This window comes from bacterium, from assembly GCA_016708025.1.
Taxonomy (GTDB): domain Bacteria; phylum Zixibacteria; class MSB-5A5; order GN15; family FEB-12; genus FEB-12.
The window spans coordinates 337,957-355,952 of sequence record JADJGQ010000003.1; the positions used below are offsets into that span (position 1 = coordinate 337,957).

17 protein-coding genes are annotated in these 17,996 nt (G+C 54.1%); 9 read left to right on the top strand and 8 right to left on the bottom strand.

Translation table 11 applies throughout. From position 1 onward, the window contains the following. Positions 1-26: 26 nt before the first annotated feature. Positions 27-1,499, bottom strand: a complete 1,473-nt coding sequence (locus IPH75_12695) for a T9SS type A sorting domain-containing protein (protein MBK7142929.1) — start codon at positions 1,497-1,499, stop codon at positions 27-29. Between the two features lie 243 nt (positions 1,500-1,742). On the opposite strand from IPH75_12695, the gene IPH75_12700 reads away from it, so the two are divergent. The 8 genes from IPH75_12700 to IPH75_12735 all read left to right on the top strand — a co-directional run bounded on the left by IPH75_12700 (position 1,743) and on the right by IPH75_12735 (position 9,078). Further along, positions 1,743-2,270, top strand: a complete 528-nt coding sequence (locus IPH75_12700) for a DUF4402 domain-containing protein (protein ID MBK7142930.1) — start codon at positions 1,743-1,745, stop codon at positions 2,268-2,270. A 120-nt stretch (positions 2,271-2,390) separates the two neighbouring features. Beyond that, positions 2,391-2,756, top strand: coding sequence for a hypothetical protein (locus tag IPH75_12705; GenBank protein MBK7142931.1), 366 nt, complete (start codon positions 2,391-2,393; stop codon positions 2,754-2,756). A gap of 51 nt (positions 2,757-2,807) precedes the next feature. After that, on the top strand, positions 2,808-3,302 hold the full coding sequence (locus IPH75_12710; protein ID MBK7142932.1) for a DUF4402 domain-containing protein: 495 nt from the start codon (positions 2,808-2,810) through the stop codon (positions 3,300-3,302). 140 nt (positions 3,303-3,442) lie between these two features. Then, positions 3,443-4,000, top strand: coding sequence for a hypothetical protein (locus tag IPH75_12715; GenBank protein MBK7142933.1), 558 nt, complete (start codon positions 3,443-3,445; stop codon positions 3,998-4,000). 313 nt (positions 4,001-4,313) lie between these two features. Then, positions 4,314-4,865 (top strand): hypothetical protein, encoded by a 552-nt coding sequence (locus tag IPH75_12720; GenBank protein MBK7142934.1) that lies wholly within the window; start codon positions 4,314-4,316, stop codon positions 4,863-4,865. Between the two features lie 79 nt (positions 4,866-4,944). Beyond that, complete coding sequence (locus tag IPH75_12725) at positions 4,945-5,508, top strand: hypothetical protein (GenBank protein ID MBK7142935.1); 564 nt, start codon at positions 4,945-4,947, stop codon at positions 5,506-5,508. Between the two features lie 78 nt (positions 5,509-5,586). Continuing rightward, positions 5,587-6,447, top strand: a complete 861-nt coding sequence (locus tag IPH75_12730; GenBank protein MBK7142936.1) for a molecular chaperone — start codon at positions 5,587-5,589, stop codon at positions 6,445-6,447. A gap of 75 nt (positions 6,448-6,522) precedes the next feature. Next, on the top strand, positions 6,523-9,078 hold the full coding sequence (locus IPH75_12735; protein ID MBK7142937.1) for a hypothetical protein: 2,556 nt from the start codon (positions 6,523-6,525) through the stop codon (positions 9,076-9,078). Between the two features lie 82 nt (positions 9,079-9,160). Here IPH75_12735 and IPH75_12740 read toward each other — a convergent pair whose 3' ends face one another. Both IPH75_12740 and pepF read right to left on the bottom strand, forming a co-directional pair. Continuing rightward, a complete protein-coding gene (locus tag IPH75_12740; GenBank protein ID MBK7142938.1) occupies positions 9,161-10,327 on the bottom strand; it encodes a thrombospondin type 3 repeat-containing protein in 1,167 nt (388 codons plus the stop codon). 248 nt (positions 10,328-10,575) lie between these two features. Beyond that, positions 10,576-12,492, bottom strand: coding sequence for an oligoendopeptidase F (gene pepF, locus IPH75_12745; protein MBK7142939.1), 1,917 nt, complete (start codon positions 12,490-12,492; stop codon positions 10,576-10,578). A gap of 105 nt (positions 12,493-12,597) precedes the next feature. On the opposite strand from pepF, the gene IPH75_12750 reads away from it, so the two are divergent. Continuing rightward, positions 12,598-13,008, top strand: coding sequence for an acyl-CoA thioesterase (locus tag IPH75_12750; protein MBK7142940.1), 411 nt, complete (start codon positions 12,598-12,600; stop codon positions 13,006-13,008). On the opposite strand, the gene menE is transcribed toward IPH75_12750, so the two are convergent. The 5 genes from menE to menH are packed head-to-tail and all read right to left on the bottom strand — an operon-like array spanning position 12,989 to position 17,995. Continuing rightward, the gene (menE, locus tag IPH75_12755; protein ID MBK7142941.1) at positions 12,989-14,389 is read right to left on the bottom strand and encodes an o-succinylbenzoate--CoA ligase; all 1,401 of its coding nucleotides are present in this window, start codon (positions 14,387-14,389) and stop codon (positions 12,989-12,991) included. The two genes, IPH75_12750 and menE, sit on opposite strands and share 20 nt — an antisense overlap. Then, a complete protein-coding gene (menC, locus tag IPH75_12760) occupies positions 14,382-15,482 on the bottom strand; it encodes an o-succinylbenzoate synthase (protein ID MBK7142942.1) in 1,101 nt (366 codons plus the stop codon). The genes menE and menC overlap by 8 nt, the downstream gene beginning before the upstream one ends. Then, positions 15,470-16,363, bottom strand: coding sequence for a 1,4-dihydroxy-2-naphthoate polyprenyltransferase (locus tag IPH75_12765; GenBank protein MBK7142943.1), 894 nt, complete (start codon positions 16,361-16,363; stop codon positions 15,470-15,472). The genes menC and IPH75_12765 overlap by 13 nt, the downstream gene beginning before the upstream one ends. A 6-nt stretch (positions 16,364-16,369) precedes the next feature. Then, positions 16,370-17,191, bottom strand: a complete 822-nt coding sequence (menB, locus tag IPH75_12770) for a 1,4-dihydroxy-2-naphthoyl-CoA synthase (protein ID MBK7142944.1) — start codon at positions 17,189-17,191, stop codon at positions 16,370-16,372. Positions 17,192-17,200: 9 nt separating this feature from the next. Continuing rightward, positions 17,201-17,995, bottom strand: a complete 795-nt coding sequence (menH, locus tag IPH75_12775) for a 2-succinyl-6-hydroxy-2,4-cyclohexadiene-1-carboxylate synthase (protein MBK7142945.1) — start codon at positions 17,993-17,995, stop codon at positions 17,201-17,203. Between the last annotated feature and the right edge of the window lies 1 nt (position 17,996).

The window sequence follows — 17,996 nt, forward strand, 5'->3', positions numbered from 1 at the left end:
CACATTTCGCAACGGCAAATGAAATTTCATTTCAATAGAACCAGTTTACGGACGGAGTGGAATTCGACCGCCTCCAGACGGAAGAAATAGACTCCGGAAGCCAGATCATGCCCGTCATCGGTGCGGCCATCCCAGAATACCCGATAATGGCCAGCCGGCTGTGATTCCAAAGGCCACCGCTTCACCACCTGTCCGAGCAGGTTATAGATCGCCAGACCGATCTCGGCCCGACGCGGCAAGGCGTATTCTATCGTGGTTCCCGCATTAAAGGGGTTGGGGTAGTTTTGATCGAGGACATATCCGAACGGAAGTCCGGTAACCGGGTCATCTTCCACCGGCGTCGCCTGGTCGCCGACCAGGGTGGCCAGATAAAGATCCGAGCCGCCAATTGAGTACGAATAGGTATATCCAGCCAACAGATAGTTGCCTTTTGAATCAACACAGATCGAACGACAGTAATCGGATTGAGTGCCGCCCTGAGTTGTGGACCAGAGTTGCTGACCGAGTGGGTCGATTTTCAACACGTAGATATCCGACCCTCCCGCACCCGATGATTCGGTTGTGCCAGTGATCACATAATTACCGTCGGCGGTGTAGCTAACAGCATAAGCACGATCATCGCGCGTCCCGCCAAATGTCCGTTCCCATTCCACTGTCCCCCCGGCGGTTGTTTTGATCACGTAGGCATCATTGTAGCCGAGGCCATATGAATTGGTAGCTCCGACCACGAGTAATCCAAATTCGGGTGTGATCTCCAATGAATATCCATAATCTGCGCGCGACCCGCCGAGCGAAATTGCCCAGAGTGAGTCGCCATCGAAGGAGGTTTTCACCATGTAGATACTACTGTAGCCGGTACCGAATGAACCAGTTGAGCCGATCGCGACATACCCATCCCAGGTTTCCCGCACTGCCATGCCGGACTCTCCCCCGACTCCTCCGAAGGTCTTGCTCCAAAGAAGATTTCCTGACTCGTCGACCTTGACCAGCCAGAGATCTGCATAGCCCGCACCGGTAGAACTGGTCGTGCCGCAGATGATGTAATTTGAGTCGCTCGTGGCACGGATCGACCAGCCTTCATCAGCGGCAGTGCCACCGATCGTTTTGCTCCAGAGCTGATCTCCGTACTGATTGTACTTGACCAGCAAAAGGTCGCCGCCGCCGGCGCCAGATGACGTAGTAGATCCGACGCAGAGAAAACCGTTGTCCGCTGTTACCTGAAGATCGCGGCCGTAATCGGTCCCGGTCCCTCCGGCGGTTTTCGCCCAGAGTGTGTCGCCGAGAGAATCAAGCCTGATGATATAGAGATCATGGTCGCCGGAGCCAAATGAATAGGTGGAGCCGATCGCCACATAGCCGCCATCGGCCGTGGTCTGACATCCATAGCCACCTTCGTTAAAATAGCCGCCGTAATGTTTCGACCAGACAAGCGACTGCGCAGTCGCGGTCGTCACCAACGCGCTCAGACAGACAATCAAAAGTAGTATTCGCCGTTCCATAGCTTTTGTCTGTTCACTCTTTGAACAGCCTCCACTAGAGCTATCGGCAGGGCGGACCGTTTCTTTAGGTGGCTGAGAATATTGGCATCTCCCCATACCCCACTCTCCGGACAACTCCCATCTGGCGACGAATAACACCACCTAATCCATTATCGAGCAACACGATAAGCGTATCTGCCTGAAGTGGCATTGGCCTTGCATTGTCATCCTGTCAGGAAAACTCTGAAACGATTGGGAGGAGCAATGCGCTCATTCATCAATCGCCTGATCCTGCTGGTGATCGCCGTTCTGGTGATCGGTGGTGGGAATGTCATGGCGCAGGAACGTGCCGCAATCCAGGCGCTGGCCACTGTGGTCTCGTCGCTTTCGATTGTCGGTACCAATAATTTGCAGTTTGGGACAGTGACGCCTGGCGTCACCAAGTCCGTCGACAAAGCCACGATCGGCTTTGCGGGAGAGTGGGAGATCACCGGGACTTCGTCCGCCGAGTTGACCATGGATTTCACGTTGCCCGACACGATGCGGACAGTCGACAGTCTTGGCGCGATGAGAATTGACTTCAGCGCGACCGATGTCGCTTTCAGCGACGGAACCGGAAACCAGAGCACTCCAACAGGTACGCTCAACCCGAACGGACCCTCGGTCCGACGGATCGGCGGTGGCGGGATGATGACGGTTTGGATCGGCGGAACGGTCTATCCTCGTGTTTCGCAAACCGGCGGTGACTACAGCGCGGAGATATTGCTGACGGTGGCATATACCGGTAGTTGAGCTGTTCGTTCGGTGCACAGTTCCCGGCCGACCGGTCGTCATTCCCTCTAAGAGGGCTTGACAGATTGCGGCCTCATGCTAATTTGAGAGGGTACCAACCTGTATGGACTGATACCCGGCATGAGATCTCTTTTCGTTTGGCTATTCGCTCTTACAATTTTCGGCCTGGTGATGTCGCTTAATGCGACAGACCTAGCGTCGTCAGATCGTATCTCCGCGACTGCGACCGTCATCCAGCCACTGGGAATGCTTGAGATCAAGGAGCAGGGGGATTCCGAGCGCAACCCAGTCGTCGCTCGTCTTGGTACACGTACATTCCTGTATATTCCCCGAGGTAATCCAATCCTCTTGCTGGATGGATCTCCGCTTGAACTTGATCTCTCCCGCGCCGAACATGTGATTTCAATGTTGGATGTCACCGAGTTGTTGGCCTCCCGAAAGAGTGAACATCCGGTGGTGCTGACTGTCATTTACTCCGACAATTGACCCTCCAGTTCAATCTTGATTTCATCAGGGACCGCCGGTAGGTTACGGTCGATGATACCTCTCTGGCAAAAACTGACTCTGCTGTCGATCTTCGTCGTGGCGCTATTGCTTCTGCCGTCAATGGCCGAAGCTCAGGCGATCGATGTTTCGTTGGTGAATAATCTGGCGTTCGGGAATGTGTTCCCCGGAGCGCCCAAGGTGATCTCCAAACATGCCGCGGGAGCGGCGGCCGAATTTCATGTTTCCGGGAATGCCGGCGACGAAGTACTTATCACTTTCTTGAGCCTCCCGACCTATATCAACATGGGGGGATTCAACATGAACGTGATCATCTCCGACACCGATTGCGCCATGGACTCCAGCGCCACTCCAAATCAATCCAATCCGGGCTATAATAACCTCAATCCCTGGCAGCCGATCACCTACCGACTGGGAAGTAATGGCCTGACTATATGGCTCGGCGCCACAGTTGTTCCATCCCTTGGTCAAAAACCAGGCAGCTATACTGGCCTGATCCAGATCAGGGCGGAATACACCGGAAATTAGCTGTTCAAATCTCCTTCAATCTGGTCGTTTTCATAGGGAAAATGGCTGAAATTCCTGTCCTTCAATTGCACTCATTCCGATTCCCTTAAGTAGGAACATTTACGACTAAACAGAGCGGGGGAACCCGCAGGGAGTTGAACATGCGTACCAGACCGACCCGGGCACTACTTGTGCTAAGCGGCCTGCTGCTGTTCGGGATGATCGCGACCCCGGTTCAGGGACAGGAAGTAGCGAATGGCCTCGCCATCGCCAACGTGCTCGCCTCACTATCCGTCGTGGCGACGCAACCTCTCGATTTCGGCAACGTCTTCCAGGGAGTAGCCAAATCCCAGGATGAGACCTCGGATCTCAATTCAGGCATTTTCACGATCAACGGTTCTGCCAACGCCAACATCTCGGTCTATCTTCAGTTGCCGGAGTATCTCGCTCTGGCAGATGGCTCTGACCGGATGTCGATTGCCTTCAGCACCACCGATGCAACCTACTCATTCCTGGATGCCGCGGCGCCATCGACGCCGGCAGCTCCGGGTGCTGGTGCGTTGCTTGATCAGAACCCGCGGACGTTGGCGGGCACGTCAGTCGGCGCAGGCGGATTCGCCCAGATATTTCTTGGCGGACGGGTCACGCCATCAGTCAATCAGACGGCGGGGGCATATTCAGGGGATGTTATTTGTACGGTAGCTTATACCGGTACCTGATTCTCCCACAACAGTTTTCGAATGCGAACGAGGGCTCACCGAGCCCTCGTTTTGTTTAGCTAATCCCATCCTTATCAATCGGTTAATACTGGCAGTGACATTGCAAATTGCCGGCTATCCCTCGTCTGGGACTGGACTCTCCCCTATACCAAAGCCCGACTTACCCCCCGCTAACCATTGCAGACTGCGATTTTTTTGGAAACGGGCTGTTAAGTTTCTGAACTGTCTGACGATTTAACAGCCATAGGAGTTCGATTAACGAACATGCCTATGCACACTTGATGAACAGGGAAGTGAGTATCGTATGAAGAGCATGCCCAACTGGCTGAGACGGATGACCGCGGTGGCGGCAGCATTGATGCTGTTGATCCTCCTCGGAACTACGCCAGCCATGTCACAGGATGTCGCAGTTGGACAGGCAACCGCCACTGTTCTGGCGGTACTGTCGGTAACCGCAACGCAGGCCTTGGATTTCGGCAACGTCTATCAGGGAGTCGCCAAAGTTCAGGATGAAACCTCGGATGCCAGTTCCGGTATTTTTACCATCACCGGACAGGCAAGCTCGGCGATCGCCTGCTATATCCAACTCCCGGACTATGTAGCATTGTCGGATGGTTCCGACCGGATGCCGATCGTGTTCAGCGCTACAGACGCTGCGTTCAGTGTTCAGGTCGCCGGAACTCCGAGTGCTCCCGGTGCCGGTGCTACCGCCAACGCCAATCCGCGTAACTTGACCGGTACGGCCATGGGTGCGGCTGGAACGTCGAAGATCTTCCTCGGCGGCAAAGTGATCCCGACCATTAATCAGACGGCGGGAAGCTATGCGGCGGATATCGTGCTGACAGTCGCCTATACCGGCTCCTGATCAGACGGCTAACAAAAACGAATGTAAACAGTAACTAGAAATTGGATAAAAGGGGATTTCCCGATTGCAAGGAGATGACATGAACAGGTACCTATCACACCTTGTCCGGTGCTTGGTAGTAGTCGCACTCGTAGCGACAGTCGGCGCTCCGTCATTAGTACAGGCGCAGGATGTCTCTACTGGTCAGGCCACAGCTCAGGTCCTCGCGATTTTGCAGGTAGCTGCAACGCAGGCCTTGGACTTTGGCAACGTCTACCAGGGTGTGCCGAAAGTACAGGATGAAACGTCCGACGCTAACTCCGGGATCTTTTCGATCGCCGGCGCGCCGAGCGCAAATATCGCCTGCTACTTCCAGCTCCCGGACTTCGTAGCTCTGGCCGACGGTTCCGACCGTATGCCGATCACTTTCAGCCTGACTGACGCGACATTTTCAGTGCTCGCGGCTGCTGCTCCTTCGACTCCTTCGGCTCCCGGACTTGGCGCGACGCTGAATACCAGCCCGCGTAACTTGACCGGTACTGCCATTGGTGCCGCTGGCGCTGCTCAGATCTTTCTTGGCGGCGAAGTGATTCCGACTGTCAATCAGACAGCGGGCGCTTATTCAGCCGATATCGTGCTGACGGTCTCCTACACTGGTAGCTGAGCCGATTCTGGTTTGCGCGTCCGACATGGATTGCCGGAGCGTTTGTGAAAACTGACTTGAATACATAGGATGGTTTAAATGGCAAAGACAGATTCAACCCCATCGTCCGACTCGCGTCCGGGATGGGGTTTGCTTTGGGTCCTGATCTTCTTCCTGGTCTTCTCCACTAATATAGTAGCGGGTGTCCTGGTCGCTCCGACTGTCGTGTTCGTTAATGACAAGAACCGGACGGCGCGGCTTGATATCAACAATACGGGGACTACTCCGCAGGAAGTAACGATCAGTTTTGCCTATGGTCTGCCGGTCTCCGACAGCCAGGGGAATGTGACCGTCATGCTCCAGGACTCGAACATCACCGATCCTCGCTCGGCCGTCGAGTGGGTAAAGGCGTTTCCGCGTCAGATCGTCATTCCGCCGAATGGCACTCAGGTGGTCCGATTCGTCGCCAATCCACCCAAGGATCTTCCCGCCGGCGAATACTGGGCACGGATCGTGGTTCGCTCAAAAGATGGTGATACCAAGATCCCGACTGCAACTGAGCCCGACGCTATCACGACCAAACTGAACATGATCATGCAAACAGCGATCATGCTGAAGTATCGTACCGGGGAACTGGGAACCGAAGTTGCGTTAACCAACACCCAGGCGATTCAGACGGACAGCACGGTCTATGTCATGGTCGACTTGGCCAATAAGGGAAATGCATCTTACGTGGGCGTGCTGACTGCTCGTTTGCTCGATGCCGATCAGAAGGAACTGGCACGTCAACAGACGGATATTGCGGTCTATCGCGAACTCAAGCGCAAGATCGAATTCCCTATCAGCGCACCTGGAAAATACAAGATCGAACTGGGAATCACGACTGAGGGGAGAACGGATATCGCCCCGGAAGATATGATCCCCGGTAACAAGGTCTATTCGACAGTAGACATTCAGTAATGAAGGAGTAACGACCGGCCGGAGCGATCCGGCCGTCAATAGGATATGGGGCCAAGGCCCCGGGGCAGGATGCCCATGCGCACAAAGTATACAGGCTACATCGCGATGGCGTTCGCCATCGCACTCGCGTTTCTTCCACTGCCGGTGTCCGGTCAGACACCGTATGAAGAGATCACGGTCAGTTTCGAGGTCCCTCGACTTCTGGGCCACGATCTCTTCGTGCGATATGATGGCAAGACCCTTTACGTTCCGGTAGTCGAAGTCTTCGGACTCCTCGATATCAACATCGGCCCCGATGCGGATCGAACCAAACTCCAGGGATTCCTTCTCAACAAGAACGACAGGTACGAACTTCGCCCCACCGAAAGCAAAGCGATCGTCAATAAGAAAGAATTCCCGCTCGATCGAACTGAATTCATGTACGACAACGGCCAGCTCTACCTGCGGATCGACCAATTCGGTCGACTGTTCGGGCTGGAGATGACGTTCGATTTTTCGATGTTGCGCATTCTTTTGCCGCTAAATGAAAGTTTTCCGGCCTGGCAGAAATTGAAGAGAAAACAGGCTCGTGAAAAACTGCAGAAGCAGGTTGCTTCCCTCAAAGATGTGAAGTCGGTTGAAAGAGGCCGTGAGCTGTTCTCCGGTGGTGTCACCGATTGGACGCTTTCTTCAAATCCGATCGGTGGCGGCGGACATTATCTGGATATGGCCCTCGGCTCTATGATCCTGGGTGGAGATCTGACAGTCTCCGGTTCGGGCAATACTAGTCGTGGGTTCGATTCGGATCAGCTCCATTATCGCTGGCACTATTCGCTCGGTGACAATCCCTTCCTCACCCAGGCAGAATTAGGAACCGTGAACCCCGGCGGCCTCCTCTCCCGTTCATTAGAAGGCGCCTTGCTGACCAACACTCCGCAAGTGCAACGTCAGTACTTTCAGACGATCGTACTCGAGGGACAACTGGAAGAGGGATGGGAAGTCGAGCTCTATGTGGATGGTCGGTTGCTCGATTTTGCCGAAGCCGATGCAACCGGCAAGTACCATTTTGATGTCGACGTCGTGTATGGATCGTCGGACATCACTCTTAAAATGTATGGTCCCAGCGGCGAGATCCTGACAGAAGAACGGCATCTGCGCGTTCCTTACAATCTCATTCCAAAAAACAGACTTGAGTATTCGATGGCTTTCGGTAAGGATGCGTCCGCTGATACCAGCCGCTACTATTCGCAGCCGACAGCCTACTACGGCGTTTTCAATTTCCTGACTCTGGGAGCCGGAGCGGACCTTCCCCTCAAATCAGATATCGGCGAAGAGCCGCTCTTTTCGACCGAGGCGACAGTTCAGGTGGCCGGGTCGGTCATTGCGAACGCCTCCATCTCCCCCGGATATCAGATGCAGTTTGGTGCCAACTACGCAATGCCGAATTTCCTGAATACCAACCTGACTTACACCAAGTACGAAAAGAACCTCTTCCGTAATCCCGGAATGCAGGAACAGTCCATCACCGGATCGATGTCCCTGCCGATCAAAATCGGCCAGCGCTATCTGGGTCTCCGTTACAATGCATCCTACGACTCCTATTCGGATTTCACGGCGCTCTCCATGAACTACGGCGCGACGGCCTCATTTCTGCGTATGTACGCAAATTACATTGGTCGTTACAAACGGACGATCTACCCGAACCGAGCGGCGACCTCCATGGTCAGCCAGATGTTGTTGTCGACCGACCTGCTCAGTTGGTTGCGTCCGCAGTTCCGAATCGACTTCGATCATGATGTAAATGAATTCTCCCGGTTCGGCGTATACCTGACCCGGCGTGTTTTCAAGACAGGGCAAGTCAGCCTCTCCTATGAACACTCGCCGCTGTACAAGACCAATACGGTAATGTTGAACCTGAACTTCTTCAATTCGGTCGCCGCATTCTCCACGCGGGCAGCTTATTCAAACAAATCTTACTCGATGAACCAGATGCAGCGCGGATCGATCCGCTGGGATCGCGCGGCCGGGAAGATCAGATTCGACCGCCGCAACGGGATCGGCTACGGTTCGGCCGTGGTACGGCCATTCCTCGACCTCAACAATGACGGCGTTCCGAACGAAGGCGAGGAGTTCCTCCCCGGATTGAAAGCAAAGCTCGTCGGTACCGGCGGAAGACCGGTCCCTCGCGGCGATCTCTATTATTACGAAAATTTGCGACCGTACGATTCATACACAATCTCGATCGACCCGACCAGTTTGGACAACCCAATGCTGAAACCCGCATTTGAAAATTACCGGGTATCGGTCAATCCGAATGTAGTGACCTCCGTTGATGTTCCCGTCGTGATGGCGGCTGATTTGAGCGGAGTGGTCGAGCGTGAAACGCCGGGCGGCAATATTGGTGTTGGCGGGATGCGCCTCAAGCTGTTGAATGTCGGTAAGGATGTTGCGATCGATATCGTCTCGTTCAGCAGCGGGCAGTTCTATTATCTCGGCCTGATCCCGGGGCATTATCGCGCCTATCTCGATCCGGAGCAGTTGGATCGATACGGCTACATTGCGGAACCGCCATCGTTGGAATTTGATGTCCTGCCATCGGAATCTGGTTCCTCGGTTGAGAATATCAATTTCGTTCTGAAGCCAAAGCCTTAATTCGTCATCGCCATAGCAGTCCCAGCAAAAACGGCTACCCGATTCGGGTGGCCGTTTTCACAAAACCTGATATTCCTGAAGATCACGGGCAATTAGGCAAAGTCGGTCGCGGAGTTACTGTTAGATAGGAGATCAACAGTGACAGGTCGGACAGATCGACATGGGGCGGAGCACCGGCGGTCGACGCATTCACATTCGCCTCTTCCGGGCATGGGAGCGCAGGTCGGGGTGTGGTTGTCAGATACGAGATCAAGAGCGACAGATCAGAGAGGTCTGGAGTTTCACTGACTGATTCATTGACATTACCGGTAGTGCCGGTGCAGCAGCCAAGATCACAAACATCGCCGATCCCATCCTGGTCGGTATCTTCCTGCAGTGGATTGGGGTCGACCGGACAATTGTCACAGGGATTCCCCACCAGGTCGCCATCATCATCCTGCTGGCTGACATTACTCAACAACGGGCAGTTATCGCTCGGATCCAACACTCCATCGTTGTCATCGTCGGGGTCGCAGGCATCTCCCAGCAGGTCGCCGTCAGTATTGACCTGACTCGGATTATCGACAAATGGACAGTTGTCCGCCACATCAAGAACTCCGTCGTCGTCATCATCGATGTCACAGGCATCGCCCATTCCATCGAGATCATTGTCTTCCTGACCGGGATTGTTGACGAAAGGACAGTTGTCGCTCGGGTCGAGCACACCGTCATTGTCATCGTCGCCGTCGCAAATGTCTCCGATACCGTCAAGATCAGCATCTTCCTGTCCGGGGTTGACCTGATTGATGCAGTTGTCGCAGGCATTCCCCTTGGTGTCCATGTCATTATCTTCCTGCAGTGGATTCGGAACGCTCGGGCAATTGTCCACCGGATCGGCGACGCCGTCACCGTCACTATCGGCGACGATGACATTGATGGTTCCGGTCATGCCGAAAGTCTCGTGAAAAGTACATCGGTACGGAAATGGACCAGGGCCATCAGCCGGGAGGATGACGATCTGAAAGGTCTGCCCGGCCGTCGACATTGTTCCCGAGTTCCACGTTTTGGCGGAAGCAGGGTAGGAAACGGTATTGTGAACACCGCTCACCAGCGTCCAGCGAACCGTGTCGCTGTGATTGACATTAACAGTGGAGGGAGTGAACGAAGTGCCGCTCATCGTAATATTGTGGATGGTGGCGAAGAGGCTGCCGGGGACAAGCAGGACGATTGCCAGCAGCACTGCGCAATGGAAAGATGACAGACGATTCATAGGACCTCACAGTCTCTTGAAACTGGTCAGTTTGTTGTTCCGATATTGACGATATGACAGACGGTGCGCTGAGATCTGTTCTCAGGCAGTACCCTCGGGTGAGGCCGCGGTAGACTGTGAGTAATATATAGTATATTGGCCCATGTTGTCAAGTTGTATATGGAACGGGGAGCCGCGCAGACATCAAAGAAAAAGGGCCGGCAATCCGGCCCTTTTTTGCTATTTGATTCCCTGCAGAATCGCCTGAATCACCCCTTCTTTCCCTTGGCGGGGGCATTCTGCTCCATGAGCAGCTTCTCCAGTTGATCAACCAGCGATCCAAACAGTTTGATCGTTCGGTCGACCGGTTCCGTGGTCGTCATGTCAACGCCGGCGGCTTTGAGCACGTCGACCGGATACATCGAGCTACCGGTGTTCAGGAATTGCTGATACTGCTCCAGCGCGCCTTTCTGTTTCTCCAGAATGCGCTGTGAGATCATTTGGGCGGCCGCATAGCAGGTCGCATACTGATAAACGTAATATTGCCGATAGAAGTGGCTGATCCGCAAACCGCCAACATCGTTTAACGAGTCGATCACCAGCTCCGGGCCCCAGTACTTTTGGTAGATCTCGCGATAGGTCTGACGGAAGTAATCGGCCGACAGCGCACCGCCTTCTTCCACACGCTTGTGAATTGCCAGTTCGAATTCGGAGAACCATACCTGGGTATAGAACGTGCCGATGATCTGGGTGATGTAGTAGTTCAGCAGATTGATCTTTTCCTGCTTATCCTTGGTCTTCTCCAGCATGTATTTGATGAGGACCGCCTCATTGCAGGTCGAAGCAACCTCCGCGGTAAAAAGGTAGTGGTTGCTGTACTGATACGGCTCATGCTGATTGGTGTAGAAGGAATGCATGGCATGCCCCATCTCGTGGGCAAGCGTAAACACATCCTCCATCGAGCCTGAGTAATTCATCAGCAGGTACGGGTGAGAACTGTACGTTCCCCACTGGTAGGCGCCGGAACCTTTTCCTTCCGTTTCGTACACATCGACCCATCCGGAGGACAGCCCTTTGGAGAAGTCAGCCATGTATATCTTCCCCATTGGCTGCAATCCGCGCGTGATAATATCGACTGCCTCTTCATATTCGTATTTCTTCTGGCCCTCCTTGACGAGCGGAACCCAGAGGTCATACGGATAGAGTGTGTCGATCCCCATCATTCTCTTGCGCAGTGACGCCCACTTATGCAAAGGCGTGAGATTTGCATTCACCGCTTCGATTATCTTGTAGAAAACGGAGGTTGGAATGGCATTCGGGTCCAGTGACATGTCGAGACAGGTCGGATACTTGCGGGTCTTGGCCAGCCAATGGTCCTTCTTGACCGAGGATGCCAGGGTGGCACTCAGCGAATTCACATACTTGAGATATGCCTTATTGTATGCCTGATTGGCATCACGTCGGACTCGGCGATCCGAGGATTCCAGCATATTCGAATAGCGCCCCTTGGACAGCTCCACCTCGTTGCCGTTTTCATCAATGATCGTGCCGTAGTTGATATCGGCATCGTTGATCATATTAAAAATTCGCGAAAACGCCCCGCTTACCGGCGCGGCCGCCGCAAGCAGTGCTTCTTCCTTATCCGAAAGAATGTGTTCTTTGCTGCGGATCAGGGACTTCAAATAAAAGGCGTATTCGGCCAAGGCAGGGGAACCAACGAAACCGGTCAGGGTGGCATCATCCATCGCCAATATCTCTGGTTCGAAATAGGATGACGCTTCGCCCAATTGGGCATTGAGGCTGGAGATACGGTCGCCGCGCTCCTGGCTTTCGCTGACCCGATTATCCTCATCCAACTTCAGGTTGGCATATACATACAGATTGTCTGAGATCAGCGAAAGGCTGTCGCGAAGTTTGAAGGCGGCATGCAGGGTTTCCGGCGATGACGTGAGACGGCCCCGGAATTGATCGAGCCGGGAGTAGTTTGCCTTCAGAAATTCAAAATCTCTCTCCCATGCCTCGACCGAAGGATACATATCCGCCAGCTTCCACTGATATTGCGGATCGATCTCGGAGCGTTGCTTCAACTGCCCGGTTTGTGCCTGAGCGATCAGGCCGAAACAGAGGATGCCGGCCATGACCACGAGGGCCAGGCGAAGCATCCTTGAGGGTTGCGTTGGTGTCATATCTTCTCCTATATTGGCGCGTATCGACCGAGGGTCATTCTCTTTTTGGTTGGCTAATATACGCAGATCTGGCCCGTTTGTGGAACGAAATTCGACGGAGAGGTTATGTTCATTCACCAGACCACCATACGTTTACATCATACCGATGCCGCCGGCTTACTCTTTTTCGCTGACCAGTTTAAGCTGGCACACGATGCCTATGAAAGCTTTATGGAGTCAATAGGCTATCCGTTCGCTCCGCTATTGCGGACCTCACAGTATCTTCTGCCGATAGTTCACGCGGAAGCGGACTATGGCGCCGCCCTCAGTACCGGAGATAAGATCACTATTCAGGTAACAGCGGAGCGGGTCGGCGACACTTCCTTCACGCTCACATATCGTTTGCTCCGCGATGGAAATGAGCCGGTTGGATCAGTTAAGACTGTGCATGTTCTCGTCGACAAACGTACCGGTCAAACTCTGACCTTGCTCCCCGATCTGAGAACGAAGCTGGCAGCTATTGCGGCAACCGCCTGATCATCTCCCGGGCAAGCGCGGCAAAATAGGGTCGACTCGGCTTAAGACTTGACTGCAGATCTGTGGGCCATTCGAGGAAGTGCTCTGGGAATTTGTACTTCGGCAGTCGTTCGGACATGACATCTTTGAGCAATGAGATATCGATCTTGGATCCAGTGGTCATACGAATGAAAGCGGCAGGACGGTCCCCCCATTGCACAGAACGAACCGGCACCACCACCACTTCCTCCACTCCCTGACACTCGCGAATGACTGCCTCGATCTCCTCCGGATAGATATTTTCTCCTCCGGAGATAAACATGTTGTCACGGCGCCCCACTACGGTCAGGTATCCATCGGAGTCGATACTCCCGATATCTCCGGTATGGAACCACCCATCGGCATCAAGAGGAAGCTCATGGCCTTTCTCCGTCAGGTAACCGGCAAAAAGTGTCTCGCCGCGAACCAGAATCTCGCCGGATCCATCGACACGAATTTCTCGATATCGAAGAATCCTTCCCGAAGTCATCAACTTATCGCTCGGTTCTCCAGGCTTGGTCGTGGTGACCTGTGAACCCATTTCGGTCATGCCATAACTTGTGAAAATCGGAAGGTGATGAGTGCGGGTACGTGCGACCAGATCGGCAGGGAGTGGGCTTCCTCCCAGAAGGATCGCTTTCAGTCCCTGCATGCGGCTTCCGGTTGATTCCAGATCATCGAGAAGACGCAGAAGCTGAGTCGGCACCAATGAGAGGTGTGTTACAGACAGGCGAGCGCAGGATTCAACGAGCGTTTCGCCATCTTCCGGAATCGCAACGCATCCGCTACCGACCATTGCCCGAAAGAGAATTCCCAACCCGCCGACATGAAACAGAGGCAGTGAAAGCAACCATCGATCATCTCGCCAAAACGGCAGATTCTCATTCGAGCCGAGCGCATTAAATCGAAGGTTGTCATAGGTCAGCAAGACCCCTTTAGGCTGGCCGGTTGAACCCGAGGTAGCGACAATCACCGCTGGCCTGTTTTCGGAAAGATCTGACGCAACAGCCACGGCGGACGATTCGCTAAGGAGTGACTCCGCTGATATCGTCTCAATATTGGGAAACCGATCTGATTCTGCTGCTTCAACAATGACCGCTTTGCAAGCAAAGCGCGCCATAAGATCGCGTTGCACCGATTGGGGGAGTTTGGGATTCAGGGGAAAAACGATCAGACCTGATCGAAGTAATCCAAGAATTGCAAATACCGTCAGGCTGGTTGGTCGGGCAAGCAGAGCCACTCTTTCACCGGGGGGAATTGACCGCCGCTGCAAATTAGCGGCTACCACTCCGACATGCCTCGCGGACTCTTCGGCGGAGAAATGACGCTCGCGCGTAACCAACTCCACGGCGAAATCAGCCACGCTTCACCTCAGTCAATTTATCAAGAAGAATGCCATCTGGCAGGGTGACCGTGCGATCCAGTTGAAGCGAACCGGATTGCGTCGGCAATGGGCGTTCCAGAAGGTTCTCTACGAACCAGTCCGATGTATCCAGGCCACAGGGAATATCGGGAGAAAGCTGTGCGGCGAAATGCCCCAGCAACATCAGGCCCACAGATGACTCAAACGAAGAACTGACCATACTGATAAGATCGCGACGTCTTCCCCACTTCGCCCAATCCAGTGCGGCAACAAATCCACCCAGCAGCATCGGTTTGAGGATGAGTGCTTTCAGACCAACGAAGTGATACAACTTTTCCGGGGGGAGATCGATCAGGCTTTCATCCAACGCGAGAGGAAGCTTCCAGGCTTTGGCCAGTTCCGCCAGACCGGAAGGATCCATTAGCGGTTCCTCGACATATTCGAGCGGTAGAATCTCCACTGCTTTGGCAAATTCCATCGCCTGGTCAAATGACCACGCTCGATTTGCATCAAGTCGCAGTGTGGCTCGGCCGTTCAGGCGAGCATGAAGACGATAAGTGAGTGCGATATCCGCCTCCAGCGACTGTCTTCCGACTTTCAGTTTCACGGCTCGGTAACCCTGGCTGACTAATAGGGTCGCTTTCTCCAGGATGTCGGCTTCGTCGCCGGATAAGAGGGCATTCAGCGGAACGGAGCTCTTGTCATGTGGATTGGGCGTGAAAGAGATTGCCCGTTGTTCTCTCTCGGCAGCCAAATGCAATGCCGCAGCCTCAAACCCGCACCGTACAGACGGCAGGAGACTGCCGCCATGGCGCCCCATCGATCTGCGAAGATCAAAAATCGTTTCCGGAAGATCCCGTCTGACAAGACTGCCCGCCAGAGTTGTGGCCTGTGCCTTTGCCTCGGTTAGCGATTCACTACTGAATCCGGGAAGTGGTGCGATCTCCCCCCAACCAATATGCCCTGAGACATCAACCAGCCGAAGCAACAACCCTTCTCGTTCGATCAGCGATTCTTGCTTAAGTGTGAGCTCCCTACTCAGAGGAAGCCGATAAGTAAAGAGCGAACAAGAGGAGATTATCACAGCAGCCATCCGATCGAAAAGAGTATAGCATACATCAATTCCAGTTTGCCGGTGGCGGCAAGCGTTTCATTCAACACTGGGCCGCTGTCTCGTCTGACCGACTTGACTACTGGTATCGCCGCGATAACACTCAGTGCGGCAATCATGAGTTGTGGCTTTCCGGGAACGGCGAGAGTGAGATAGATCGGAATGGCCGCAGTCGCCAATACCACCGAAAGCAGATATTCGTTCTGGGCGAACTGCCTTCCGAACCGGACGGCCAGCGTCTTTCGCCCGGCGCGTGCGTCGCTCTCGATATCTCGCAGGTTATTGACCGTCAGGATGGCAACCGAAAAAAGCCCGGGTGCACATCCGGCGATGATGACCTCGTTTGACAGCGCAAGGGCCTGTACATAGTAAGTCCCGGCAGTAGCGACCGGCCCAAAAAACACGAAAGCAAACAGATCTCCCCACCCATGATATCCGAGTGGGTATGGCCCGGCGGTATACAGCAATGCAAACAGGATAGAGGATAATCCGATCACCACAACAGGCCAGCCGGCACGATAGACCAGAAATACTCCGAGGAGAAACGCGACCAGTAAGACCAGCGCTGTGGCGAACTTCATGGCCGAAGGCGAAATCAGACCGGCTTGCGTGACTCGGAGCGGACCCAGGCGGTCAGGTCGGTCGATCCCTTTGGCGTGGTCGATATAGTCATTGGCGAAATTGGCGGCTACCTGCAGCATTACACCCGCCAGCAGCGCTGCGGCCGCTGAAAGCAGATCCCCCTTCCCCGCTTCGTAAGCCATGGCAATGCCGATAAGGATCGGCGAAACTGACGCCCAAAGCGTTTTGGGGCGAGCGGCCAATAGCCAGACTTTGAATCCTGTTGGTGTGGAACTGGTCATATTGGATCAGGGGCGGCGTGGGAATTTGCCAAAATTCGGTTTCCGCTTCTGGACAAATGCGTCGCGACCTTCCTGCGCTTCTTCGGACATGTAATAAAGCAACGTGGCATTACCGGCCAATTCCTGCAATCCGGCCTGTCCATCGCAGTCGGCGTTGAGCGCCGCTTTGAGGCAACGGATCGCGAGCGGCGAGTTGGCCAATATCTCGCGGCACCACTGGACGGTCTCCGCTTCCAGTTGATCGAGCGGCACAACAGTATTCACCAGACCCATCTGAAGCGCCTGTTGCGCATTATACTGACGGCAGAGGAACCAGATCTCGCGGGCCTTCTTCTGACCGACCAATCGCGCCATGTAACTTGCACCGTAGCCGCCATCAAATGACCCGACCTTGGGGCCGGTCTGACCAAATATCGCGTTTTCCGCAGCGACTGTCAGATCACACATCATATGAAGAACATGACCGCCGCCGATCGCATAACCGGCGACCATAGCGATGATCGGCTTAGGACAGGTCCGCATCTGCCTCTGGAAATCAAGCACATTGAGCCGATTCACCCCTTTGGCATCTTTATAGCCTGCATCTCCCCTGATCTTCTGATCGCCGCCCGAACAGAACGCTTTCTCTCCCGCGCCGGTCAGGATCACCACACCTATCGATTCATCCTCGCGCGCATCGGCCAGTGCCTGCGACATTTCAATAACAGTCAACGGACGAAAGGCATTGCGAACTTCGGGCCGATTGATCGTGATCTTTGCGATCCCTTCCGCCTTGTGATAGAGAATATCAGTAAATGTCCCGGCTGCCTGCCAGTTGATTGCGATCATAAACTCCTCTTATGCTGAAAGAAATGACGATACTCGTGCAATATATGTCTGCGGCTGCTCCAGATGGACGATATGTCCGGCCTCCGGTATGATCTGGGCGTGACAATTCGGGATAGCTACCGCCATCTGTCGTGCCAGCGCAGCAAATTTCGGATCACGTTCTCCCGCCAGGCAAATGGTCGGGACAGTGAGTGAATCAAGTGCATCCCAAAGCGGTCCCATCCGACCGGTTCCCATCGATCGAAGTGAGCGCGCCAGTTCCAGTGGGTCGTTAGCTTGGCGCATTACCAGAAGGCGTTCCATCAACTCCGGGCGTTCACCGACTGATGAAAAAAGCGGCTGCTGATACCAGTCAGTAAGAAATTGCGCAAACGGCTCCTTCTCCAGTAGCGCAGCTTTCTCCTCATCCTGCGCTATCCGTTCTAATCGAGCAGACTTCTCTTTGAGACCGGCCGTTGCTGACTCAAGAACCAACTTCTCCACACGATCCGGATAATGTACTGCCAAATAAAGGGCAATCCTACCGCCCATCGAATAACCGACCAGGTCGACTTTCTGCAACTCCAGTTGGTCGAGTAGAGCAATCAACTCATCAGCACATCCATCTATCGCATACGAGTCCTCTGCCAAACGGAGACTCTGGCCATGTCCAGGGAGATCGACTGCGATTGTCCTGAATCGATCGGACAGTCCACCTGCCAGATCGCTCCAATCATTGGCGTTCCCCATAAAACCGTGCAGAAAGAGCACCGATGGTTTGGATTCTTCCCGTGTATCGAGGTAACTCAGATGCGTCTTGTTCATT